General features: G+C 44.8%; 10 protein-coding genes. 3 read left to right on the top strand and 7 right to left on the bottom strand.

Features of this window, described 5'->3' with window-relative positions; all coding sequences use genetic code 11:
* Positions 1 to 67 precede the first annotated feature (67 nt).
* The 6 genes from F6K37_RS22085 to F6K37_RS22110 form a co-directional block, all read right to left on the bottom strand.
* Positions 68 to 826, bottom strand: a complete 759-nt coding sequence (locus F6K37_RS22085) for a phosphoadenylyl-sulfate reductase (protein WP_287252172.1) — start codon at positions 824 to 826, stop codon at positions 68 to 70.
* A 174-nt stretch (positions 827 to 1,000) separates the two neighbouring features.
* Entirely contained in the window at positions 1,001 to 1,165 is a 165-nt protein-coding gene (locus F6K37_RS22090) for a hypothetical protein (protein ID WP_154659824.1), read from the bottom strand.
* Positions 1,134 to 1,328, bottom strand: a complete 195-nt coding sequence (locus F6K37_RS22095) for a hypothetical protein (RefSeq protein WP_008185522.1) — start codon at positions 1,326 to 1,328, stop codon at positions 1,134 to 1,136. Before F6K37_RS22095 ends, F6K37_RS22090 begins: the two co-directional genes overlap by 32 nt.
* Positions 1,329 to 1,456: 128 nt before the next feature.
* The gene (locus tag F6K37_RS22100; RefSeq protein ID WP_287252167.1) at positions 1,457 to 1,702 is read right to left on the bottom strand and encodes a hypothetical protein; all 246 of its coding nucleotides are present in this window, start codon (positions 1,700 to 1,702) and stop codon (positions 1,457 to 1,459) included.
* A 308-nt stretch (positions 1,703 to 2,010) separates the two neighbouring features.
* The gene (locus tag F6K37_RS22105) at positions 2,011 to 2,490 is read right to left on the bottom strand and encodes a cupin domain-containing protein (RefSeq protein WP_131827237.1); all 480 of its coding nucleotides are present in this window, start codon (positions 2,488 to 2,490) and stop codon (positions 2,011 to 2,013) included.
* Between the two features lie 632 nt (positions 2,491 to 3,122).
* A complete protein-coding gene (locus tag F6K37_RS22110) occupies positions 3,123 to 5,393 on the bottom strand; it encodes a zinc metalloprotease HtpX (RefSeq protein ID WP_008185526.1) in 2,271 nt (756 codons plus the stop codon).
* Between the two features lie 851 nt (positions 5,394 to 6,244).
* On the opposite strand from F6K37_RS22110, the gene F6K37_RS22115 reads away from it, so the two are divergent.
* The 3 genes from F6K37_RS22115 (at position 6,245) to F6K37_RS22125 (ending at position 10,352) form a co-directional block, all read left to right on the top strand.
* Positions 6,245 to 7,342 (top strand): hypothetical protein, encoded by a 1,098-nt coding sequence (locus tag F6K37_RS22115; RefSeq protein ID WP_008185528.1) that lies wholly within the window; start codon positions 6,245 to 6,247, stop codon positions 7,340 to 7,342.
* A gap of 532 nt (positions 7,343 to 7,874) precedes the next feature.
* On the top strand, positions 7,875 to 8,159 hold the full coding sequence (locus tag F6K37_RS22120; RefSeq protein ID WP_008185529.1) for a hypothetical protein: 285 nt from the start codon (positions 7,875 to 7,877) through the stop codon (positions 8,157 to 8,159).
* 42 nt (positions 8,160 to 8,201) lie between these two features.
* Entirely contained in the window at positions 8,202 to 10,352 is a 2,151-nt protein-coding gene (locus tag F6K37_RS22125; RefSeq protein WP_008185531.1) for an ABC transporter substrate-binding protein, read from the top strand.
* An 11-nt stretch (positions 10,353 to 10,363) separates the two neighbouring features.
* On the opposite strand, the gene F6K37_RS22130 is transcribed toward F6K37_RS22125, so the two are convergent.
* On the bottom strand, positions 10,364 to 10,513 hold the full coding sequence (locus F6K37_RS22130; protein ID WP_154659825.1) for a hypothetical protein: 150 nt from the start codon (positions 10,511 to 10,513) through the stop codon (positions 10,364 to 10,366).
* Positions 10,514 to 10,704: the final 191 nt, after the last annotated feature.

Below are 10,704 nucleotides of genomic sequence, written 5' to 3' on the forward strand. Positions count from 1 at the left end.
GATGCCAGTTCTACCAAGATGCCCGCGTACGCATTCCAATTCCCTACTCCCTACTCCCTGTTCCCTATTACAGAGAGCTAGAATCAAGACTTGCAGCTTCACCAGGAGTTTCAGGCAAGTGTATACCACACTCTTGCTTAAGGCCATGAAAACGGGTATCCCGTTCATCCTGATCATCAAAGGATAAAGGTCGGCTGGAATGCCAATCACCGACGGTTGTATAACCCTCATCAAACATAGGATGATAGGGTAAATCATGAGCGGTGAGATACTTATAGATATCCCTAGAGTGCCAGTTAAGAATTGGCAAAATCTTATACTGCTCTGCCTGCTTGTTAACCCAGCCCATACTCTTGCGGTGGTCAGTCTGTTGCTTGCGCAATCCTGCTAACCATCCCGTTGCCTTCAGTTCCCGCAAAGCGCGCTGCATCGGTTCGACCTTGCGGATCTGGTCGTAGCGGTTGAGGGATTCTACATCATTCTTTTCCCAGAGTCTTTCATACAAGGCTTCCATCCGTGCTGGACTCATGGCAGACTGGTACACTGTTACATTCAACTTGAGTCGTTCGATCAACTCCTCGGCAAATCGATAGGTTTTCACCGGTAGGTAGCCCGTATCTATCCAAATTACCGGTATATCTGGAACGACACTAGTGACCAAGTGCAGCATGACCGCTGACTGGATCCCAAAGCTGCTACTCATCACTAAGCCATCACCAAAGGTTTCAGCTGCCCATTCTACGATTTTGGTAGCGCTAGTGTCAGTCAGTTGCTGATTTACTGCTTCCAAATCCAGCTCAATTGGGTTTGATGTCACCCCGGTCATGGGGTCTAACTGCTGAGATTGGAGCTGGTTTGTTTTCCCATTCCCATCGAGGTGATCAGGGCTTTCGATAGGTGCAGCCTGTTGATTTCCAGAAGCTTGATCAGAAACGATCAGATTCAGTCGCGGCATGGTGGTAGTGTCTTGTTTTTACTCTGGATATATTGTTATGGTAATTTATTTGTGAATAATCTCTTTGGCAAGAGGCAAGAGGCAAGAGGCAAGAGGCAAGAGGCAAAAGGCAAGAGGGAACGCTGATCTGACTCCCGATTCCCGACTCCCTACTCCCGACTCCCGACTCCCGATAATCCTAAGAGTCTTCTTCAGTGATCGGCTCGCCAATATCAAATATAATCACAAATTGAGCATCGGGCATTAGCCGTTTCAGAGCCTGCATATGACCCTCCGCATCCGAACGTTTGCGGAACCGAGCAACAATCACTCGTTGCATCTGTGGTAATAAGCGCACCACCACCCATGGATGTAGGCGTTCAGCATAGGACATAATTTAATGTATCTCCTGTTATAAGGGGTCCTAGAGCCAGCCTTCAGCCTGGAATATCTTCAGGCTGGCTCTTCCCGTTTAACGTTTCGTTTAACGTCTGGGGCAATTTTATTATAACATAAATAATCTTACATTATAACAGATTTTGAAAATATTTGTAACAAAGTTGTGAGGGACTCGGGAATCGGGAATCGGGAATCGGGAGTCGGGAATCGGGAGTCGGGAATCGGGAATCGGGAATAGAGACTCAATTGAGAACTGCTATATAAAAAAACCAGCCATTGAGAGGGGCTGGTGATACTTGCTGTGTTGGGAGGAGAAAACCTAGGGCCAATACGCTTACAGTGTGCCTTTATCCTTGGCTGTGAGGTCAAGGTTTCAAGGACGTAGTGATCCTTGGGTAATCAGTTATGTAAACAAATGTAACGAATATTTAGGAATAACGCAACATTTCTTAATGTTTTTTTCGGGAGTCGGGAATCGGGAGTGTGGGGAGTGTGGGAAGTGTGGGGCGCGGGCGCGGGGAGATCGGGAGATGGGGGAGATTTTTATTAAGGGTAATTGTCATAAAATGATATTAGCTTTCTATGACCGAAGAGTGTTTTTGCATCCATTGAAATGCACCCTAGAAACTGACGGCTGACCGCTGACCGCTTACCGCTTACCGCTTACATTTTATTCTTCACTTTTCCGGTTCAATTAAAATAGTTTTTGGTTGCTCAACATCAAATAGGGAAGCGGACAGAAGAATAACTGGTTTGTTTGTTTTGTTTTCACCATAGTGAACCATTCCGCTCGATTCAACTAGAGAATCTCCAACCGTTAGTTGTGTAGTTTGCCCTGCTTGCAGAATTAATTCTTTGCCATTAGCTTTCCTTACTTTAGCCTCTCCTTTCACAACAGTAAACGTTAACGTGCCAGCCTCTACTAGTGCAATTTGCATGCCGGTATGAGTATGAGTAGGCAGTTTTGTTCTGGGTTTGATGGTATGGCGAATAAGTTCCAGAATTTCCTTTTTTTCTTGAGTCGGATAACCACTGCCTAAAACGTCACTTGTAACCGATTGAGTGTAACTATTGGGTGAGGAGGTTTCTTGACTGTTAACAACTACACATCCAAAAGCTAGGATGGCTAATGGTAAAATTATAGACAGTTTTTTCATACTATAGTGTTTGGATTTTGGTTGTGAATACATGAACTAGAAACATGGTCTAGCAACTATCATCCCAGTGATTGATCCGTTCTGCGACCCTGCCGACCCTACATCTATATCAACCCCATCCGATGGTGGGCAGTGTCTAGAAACTATCATCCCAGTAATTGATCCGGTCTGTTCACTCCCTACATCAACCCCATCCGATGGTGGGCTGCTCTACTATTCCGATGATGGGCAGTGTTTAACCCAGCACCTTACGCAACTATGGTGGGCAGTGTATAGCAACTATCCTCGCAGTGATTAATCGAGTCTGATACACTGCCCACCCTACATCAACTATTCCGATGCTGGGCTGCTCTACTATTCCGATGGTGGGCAGTGTTTAACCCAGTGGTGCGTTACGGGGGGGACTTTCCCAAGGCTGGCTACGAGGTTGAAAATGACGGCGAGCCCCCCTAACGCACCCTACGCAACTATGGTGGGCAGTGTATAGCAACTATCCTCGCAGTGATTAATCGAGTCTGATACACTGCCCACCCTACATCTACTATTCCGATTCCCGATTCCCGATTCCCGATTCCCGTTCCCCTCCTGGGAGGGGTTAGGGGTGGGTTCCGATTCCCAATTCCCTAGTAATTTCAGGCTCCCACTTGGGAAATCAGATAAGCGCCGGATAGGGCTGCTACTGTGGCGAGGATGGTAATCCAAATGGGATAGTAGCTGCGAATTGGTTTATCTCCTTCGATACTGATGGTTTCAATATCAATCCAGGGATTAACACCCCGGCGAAACCAACCGGTGACGATTACGGTCTGGTTAACTAAATTACTAACACGGGTGGGTTGAGGTAGGATATTACCTAGTGGTCCGAGATAGGAACAGTAGTTTAGTCTGACTAAACCTGTCGAGGTTTGTAATATTAAATCTTGTCCGAGCCAATTGCGTAATCCCGAACGTCCTAATAGTTTTCCGCTTAAGAGAACAGGACGACTATCGGGAGGTAGAGTAGCGTTAGTGGCGAAATAATCTCCTAAGTCGGGGTCAGTACCGATATTGGTAGGTTTGAGGTCGGGAAAGTAATTATTAATCCAGAGAAAGACACTGATACTAAAGGCAATTAAGATACAAGCATCGATAAAGGAATTGGCGTTATGTAGCCAAATTAACTGCCAAATGTCGAACATGTCAGACAGTTTACCAATCATCCAAAGTATCCCTCTTAATGCTGCGCCCATAATTACGCCAAAAATTAGGGTACTTTGTAGCAGGGGTAAGGCTTTGTAACTGTTGCTGAGTTTAGAGAAAAATTCAGCTCGATTGCGACTGGCAGGAATTAAAGCTGGTAAATCTAGTTCGGCATGAAGCTTGAGAAAGTGGGCGTAGCGCTTAGGTAAATGTAAACGTTCTCCGAGTAGGGGATGGGCAGAGTTGATGATTAACCAGTAGCGGTAGGGATTAGTACAGTCCCATTTCAAGATGTCTTCAAAGGGGGTGGTGGGGGAAAAACTGCCGATAACCATGGCTTGCTGATAACCGACGGGGAGTAAGACATCAAAGCTTTCTAATAGCCCACTGGTTTGGCCGGAAATTTGGATGTCTTCGCTTATCCCTAGGGCAATTTTTAGTAAGGCGCGGGTCAAGCCATTGGGATTACCTGTGGTTGAGATGGCGATGCGATCGCTATAGTAAACCCTAGCTCTAGATAACCATAGCAGGGGTAAGCTCAATACCCAATAAATGCTGTAACTGAGGGAAGCAACAGTACCAGTAATTCCTAAAAGGATTGCGCTTAACCATCCCCTAGCACCAGGTAATTTAACTAGCAGTAATTCCTTTAGCTTCTCTGCCCACTGAGGGATTTGCCAATAGATAGTGTAAGGGATTTGAATAATTAGTACCCCTAGGGACATCAAGATGAAATCCCGATTGATAATATGTCCTAGCTGACCGGCGTAGATGTTGGCAATTTCATCATCTTTGAGCTGGTCTAATAATCCCTGACTAACTACAATCCGAGCAGTGCGAGGTAAGTTACCATAGGTCAGGGCTACGGTGGCGTCTGTGGGTAAGACTTTTAAGCTCGGTAAGGGCAGACGACGTTTGCGGCAAACCTTTTGTATAACTTTAGCGGATTCTGGATGGCGGGAAGCTAGTTGGGTCAAGGATAGGGCTTCAAGACCATGAAACTGCTTTAGCAATCCATCCATTAACCAGGGCGATAGGATAAATAGGATGGCTAAGGTAATTTCTAGGGCTACGGTTGGGTCACGGTATAACAATTGGAAGGGTTGGAACCAGGGTAACTCTACCAAGATGGAATTGATGGTTTCCATGGCGAATTCCACTAGAACCCGCAGTAGCCAGAAAAATGCGATCGCAACCGTGATTGCGACTAACCACAACCGTTCCATCTTGGCAGATTTCAGGGGATGCCAATGCTGTGCTCGTCCACAGTTGCGCCATCGAGGACGAGGAGTGTAGAGGGTGGGAATATCCGGGGGAGAGTAGGGAACTGGTAATAGGGAAGAAGATGAAGCAGTCTGGTTTGGTTTACGGCTCAGTTTCAGTGGGCTAGAAGCCTGATCCTCTAGGGGGGTAAACCCTGTGGCATCAGTAGGGGATTTAGCAGCAACCGGATACTTGGTAATTAACTCAGCCTCAGTTTTAGCTGCCCATTCCTGTATCTGGGGGTCAGGGTGTTCCCTCAGGTGTTGGCAAAGTGCGATCGCTTTTTCTGGCTGACCATGCTTAGGATAAGCCTCGACTAGGGATTGAGAGGCTTCCGTCACAATGGAGTCATCCAACTCCATCTCACAGACACCTTCTAAGTGTGCGATCGCATCCTGGTAATTGCCCTGTTTGAGAGCTGCTAGACCAGCTGCCAGAGTTGGATTAGGAATAGATGCCATGAGGTTAAGAGTGTTTGTCCCTATCTTCCTTTAAGATAACCTTGGGCTACGGATTTGATCGCGCCTCAGTTCGATGTAATGATTTCACAGGTGTTGAGCAGTAGGCACGATCCAGACTTCAGTAATAATATAGCTTTTATGAATAGGTCATAAAAACTTAGGCTCATTTAGCCTACATCAAAAAATCCTCGAATATCTTTCCTAGTCTTAGCTGGTCTTTGATCCGAATTTTTATTGCTCCATCATCTTTTGTTTACATTTCATTTAAAAACCATAATAGCCCCATTGATTAGGGTGTATGCTAATATTTTTTGCTGCTGAAATTAAGGATTAATGATTGAAAGCATCAGCCTCTACATCAGCCTCTACATTCACAACGTATGGGTGAATTTTAGATTTTTTTTCAAAAAAAAGTGGGGTTATAGGATAGCTTAATTATACCATAATTAAGCTACGCATGATAATGATATGTTGCTATAAACAACGCTTTTTCAGGGTGGAAAAATAATCTTTAAGCTGTTATTTTGTTACAAAAACGTTATTCCTTCGTAAATTAAGGAGTATATCTAGCGTTTATCGCCGTTATGAGGTACAGTATTCTTTGACGTTGATTCCCTGTTTTGATGCAGCGCATTCCTATTCCCTGTTCCCAGATCCGCTGTTCCCTAAAATCCCGAAATTTTGTACCTCATAGCTAGGATAATTGCTAGGAGGTACCTTTATTGATCCAATTCAGTGTGATATACTCATTTGAAAGTTGTGATCAAGGGAATGCATAATGTTAAATTACTAATCCAAGGGCTAGATAAATTACCCCGATTTATCCCATTTAATATTAAGGACATCATGCCATGACTTCACAAAATCCAATCCCGCCACAGTTAGGTGAGATGCCAAACCCAGAAATTCAGTCCACGGATAAAAATCCGTCTACTGAAGCACTAATAGAAGAAGGTGTTAACCGCATCGTCACCGAGATTGTTGATTCAGCGCTAGCACGGATTAGGGACCAGCAAGAGCGGCAACTAGTGCGCGATGGTATTGCTGATATCCTCGGTAACACACTCCAGGAATTGGTTGAGGAAAAACTGAATCAGCAGCAATCTCAGATATCCATGGTTGGAGGCATGGCTATCGGTGATGCTGTTAATACCGGTATTAATGCCGCCAAGCAAGTACAAGACCTAGGCTTTGTGGAGTTTACTGCTGGCTTAATTAACGGTACTTTCGATGCTATTATCGCTGCGACAATCAGACAGATCGAAGCCTATGCTGAGCTGGTTGCTAACCTAGCCAAAACCCTCAAGCAGTTTGAGGCTGAGAACGTCTCTGATGCGGAGATTAAGGCACACCTTAATGAAAACTACCCGGATGGAAATGGCGGCACTCTTGTACGGGCGAACTATATATTTCCAAACACACCTACAGACCAAAACACCGGCAATCCTGGCAAGGCTGGTGTTACTAAATTAAAGGAGGTAGCAAGAGCATTAGAAGCAGAAACGGTCAACCTGGAACAACCCCTTAAACTCACTATCACACCAGAGCAGAAGAATTCTTTCACAGTTCCTCAAGTCCAAGTAATTCGTCGCAAACTCTCTGAGTCACTGGCACAGAGCTTGATTGATCATCTCCGGGAGATGGCACGGCAGGGTATGGCACGGATTGTGATCACCGATGGTGAAATCCTTTCTAAACTTACCTTTAACGTTACTGCTACCGAAACAGAAACTAGACGAAAAAGCGAGTACGACCGTTTACAAGCTGGCGCTTCTATCCGAGCCAGTGCTAGGTGGGGATGGGGTCGTGCTTCTGTTGGAGCAAACTTCAACAAACTAAAAGTCAAAGCAACTAATGAAAGTTCATTTGATAACGTCACCATGAGTACTGAAATCATTGGTCAGGTTAAAATTCGCTTCCGCACCGAGACCTTCCCAATAGTAGAATAAAACGGATAAATTGATTACCTAATCACTTAAGTATTACAGCGGGATGATTGTTGCGATAGGTTAGCGCCTAGGGAATAGGAAAAGAGAGAGGAGTTTGGGGAGATTTGTTCCCTACTCCCTGCTCCCTGCTTCCTTATTAAGTAACTTCAATCATCCCCTATCTATCATTAGAGCACTACGCATTAAGAGGATATCTGAAAAGTTTTTTGATACTGAATTTTGCCCCCCTAGCCCCCCAATTCTGGGGGGAACAAGAATCCATTTGTTGGTAAAAGTCCCCCAAAATTGGGGGATTTAGGGGGCTTGAATGTAGCAAATGAGACTTCTCAGACAACCTCTAAGGTGTTTGACATTGTCTTGATGCAGTCGCTCATGGGGGGAACCCCCAAAACCGCTTAGGTGCGCTTTCCGCATTAAGAATTAAATTCGCCACGGGTCGCACCTCTGCATCGCTCCTAAACTCCGAAACTTAGTCATAACTTACTTCTAACTTCTGACTTCTAACTTCTGACTTGCGCGTAGCGCTATACCTATGGCTGACATCACACTAGGCAACTTGATTGCCCTGATCCTTGAAGAAGTATCTGACACCCTCGACCAGACAAATTCTGACAGCACTACAGAAACGAATTTAGAGGTTACAGATGTTTATTTTGATATTCCAGCCCATTTATACCTAAAAACCGATGGGCAATTTTTAAGTCAAGAGAAAACAAAATCACGAGTAATGATTAGTTTACCTTCAACTATAGAAACTCCCCCTGTCGGTAAACTAGGTCGCATCCGCATGACTATCGCTCCTGAAAAATCACGATAAGACTACTATTCCGAAGTTAAACACTTTTGCTAGTAAACTACTATGACTAATGAGGAATCATTAACAGCCAGCAACGGCAATACAAAAGGTAATACAAAAAACAATACAAACAGCAATACAGAGGAAAACACGGAATGGCAGCTAGCGGAGATGGTTGATGCGATCGCTGCTGAAATTGACCGTGCTGAAGATACTCTTTCTTTGAAATCTTATGCCCGTGGCAAGTCTATGGCGATTAAACAGCTTCAACTCGATATAGAAGTTAAGCTGCGCCGTACCTCTGACGGTAAAATCTTATTTCGGACTACAGACCCTGGGGAAAATAGCGCTACTGTTATCAAACTGGATTTTGCCCAAGTCCTAGAAAGCCAGTTACAAGGAGTGCGTAAGCAACTTGATCAACCGATCAGCACTAGGCCCCTGGCTACTCTACCTGGTATTACCGAGGCTGAGATCAAACAATTAAATGGCATTGGGATTTACTCAGTTAATGACCTTGAAGGCTACAGCCAAACAGCGGCAATGGTAGCTGAACTCAGCCGCAAAACTGGAATTGCTGATTCACGGATTCGGATATGGCGACAGCTACCGTTCTTGAGTGAGGTGAAACCAGCAAAAGGACTACCCGGAAGCCAGGTTGTGATTGAGGGAGGTAATTTTGGCGATCGCGACCCTAATGCCGCAGTTTTCTTCCAAGGTCAAGCAGTACAGATTCTTGAGTGGAGCAAGTCCCGTTTAATTGTTACCATGCCCGAAGTAACAGGCTCTGGTGTCTTGTTTGTAGTTATCGATGGTCAAAGCACCAATCTGCTGTCTTGGGAAGCAATCACCGTTGATTTACGAGTGCGAAATATTACTATCACACCAGATCAACCATTAGCAGGAGACCTGATTACCATTGAAGCGGATCTAATCAATCAAGGGAATAGTTCTTCTGATACCTTCGAGGTACAGTGGACAGTGGATAACAAGCCGCAGCCAATCCAATCCCACGGTCCGTTGCAGCCCAATCAGCGATCGCAAGACAGCAGTATCCGTCGCCAGCTCAGACTCGACCCTGGTTCCCACACCATCCGCTTCACTGCTGATCCACACCAGAAAAATTTAGACCTAAACCGAGCTAACAGCACCTTTACCAGAGAGATTGAGGTTAAAGGTCTAAACCAACTAACCATTGCTGATTTTCGTGATATCAATACCCTTGACCCACTACTCAATATTAACTACCCTTCAGCGAATATGAACTACGGTCCAGGGGATGTGTTGAGCCTAGTCTTCCGTGGTTTGGGTCGTCTTGATCCAAAAACAGGAGCTTTCGTAACCGATATTGCTACTCGTTGGTGGTGGATTGAAAATAAGGAAAATAATACTCGAATAATTTATTTCCAGCTTTCTGAAGAAGTGAGTTTCCATGACGGAAAACAGCTTACTGTAGCTGATGTAGAGTTTACCTATCAGGTATATAAAAAACTTAACTCAAGCCCAAATAAGCGGGTGATAAACATAATCAGAGATATCAATGTCGTTAATGATCGGATAATCAGCTTTGAAGTACTGTGGCCTTTTCTCAAAGAAGAGGAACGCAAAGACGATAATTCTGATCAAGTTGATATTGACAAAGATGATACCATTACGCCCATTGACCGGGAGCAGATTCAGTCTATCGAGAGCATTGATCAGATTGAGTCTATCGAAATCGTTGACCAACCACGCCCCCGCCCCATCGACATTGCTGAGTCTCCACTACCACGCTACATTGCCTCTGTGATGACTATCGGTATAGTACCGCGCCACGCTTACAATCAAAAAAGTTTTCAGCTGAAGCCCATTGGCAGTGGACCTTTCCAGGTTGAGAGATTTGACTCAGGCCAAGAAATTGTACTGAATGCTTTTCCCAAGTATGTAAAAGGTGCGCCACGATTGGATCGTATTGTTATTTCTGTCCTAGGGCAGCTTGATGCAGTCACAGAGGTAGTAAGTAGTAACAAGTATAATGCTGCGGTGCTACCATATACTGAGAAACTCTATAGCCAGTTCAATAACAGAAAAGATTGGACTGTAATCCCAACTCCCCTCAACAAACCGGAGCTACTTCACCTACAATCTTCTAGTCTTCAGGAGCGATTACCCAACGATTTCGATACTAATTGGAATGCCCATCTTTGGTACTTTTATAGGGAAATCGTATTATAGTGGTTATGCTATTATGAAGGTTGGCGACGGGTTTTTAGTGCGTAGGGTGCGTTAGGGGCGGACTTGCCCTTATTTTTATCCTCGTAGGGTGCGTTAGGGACGGGCTTGCCCTCATTTTCTGCCTCGTAGCCAGTGTTGGGATAGCCCGTCCCGTAACGCACCGTCAAAGTTGGGATAGTCCGCCCCGTAACGCACCACCAAAAGTGTAAAAAAAATCCCAATTAAAGTAGGGTGGGCAAATTGATATTATCTAGAATACTCACCCATAACCAAAATGTTTTTTTTTGCCCACCCTACAACCTACAAGTCAGTAGGGTGGGCAAATTGATATTATCTAGAATACTCACCCATA

The sequence above is a fragment of the Moorena sp. SIO4E2 genome, from assembly GCF_010671945.1.
GTDB classification, from domain to species: Bacteria; Cyanobacteriota; Cyanobacteriia; order Cyanobacteriales; family Coleofasciculaceae; genus Moorena; species Moorena producens.

Bases quoted from the DNA above. Each gene is read 5' to 3' on its own strand.
- F6K37_RS22125 (WP_008185531.1), top strand. From the start codon at position 8,202: ATGACTAATGAGGAATCATTAACAGCCAGCAACGGCAATACAAAAGGT.
- F6K37_RS22120 (WP_008185529.1), top strand. From the start codon at position 7,875: ATGGCTGACATCACACTAGGCAACTTGATTGCCCTGATCCTTGAAGAA.
- F6K37_RS22105 (WP_131827237.1), bottom strand. From the start codon at position 2,490: ATGAAAAAACTGTCTATAATTTTACCATTAGCCATCCTAGCTTTTGGA.
- F6K37_RS22085 (WP_287252172.1), bottom strand. From the start codon at position 826: ATGACCGGGGTGACATCAAACCCAATTGAGCTGGATTTGGAAGCAGTA.
- F6K37_RS22115 (WP_008185528.1), top strand. From the start codon at position 6,245: ATGACTTCACAAAATCCAATCCCGCCACAGTTAGGTGAGATGCCAAAC.
- F6K37_RS22110 (WP_008185526.1), bottom strand. From the start codon at position 5,393: ATGGCATCTATTCCTAATCCAACTCTGGCAGCTGGTCTAGCAGCTCTC.
- F6K37_RS22095 (WP_008185522.1), bottom strand. From the start codon at position 1,328: ATGTCCTATGCTGAACGCCTACATCCATGGGTGGTGGTGCGCTTATTA.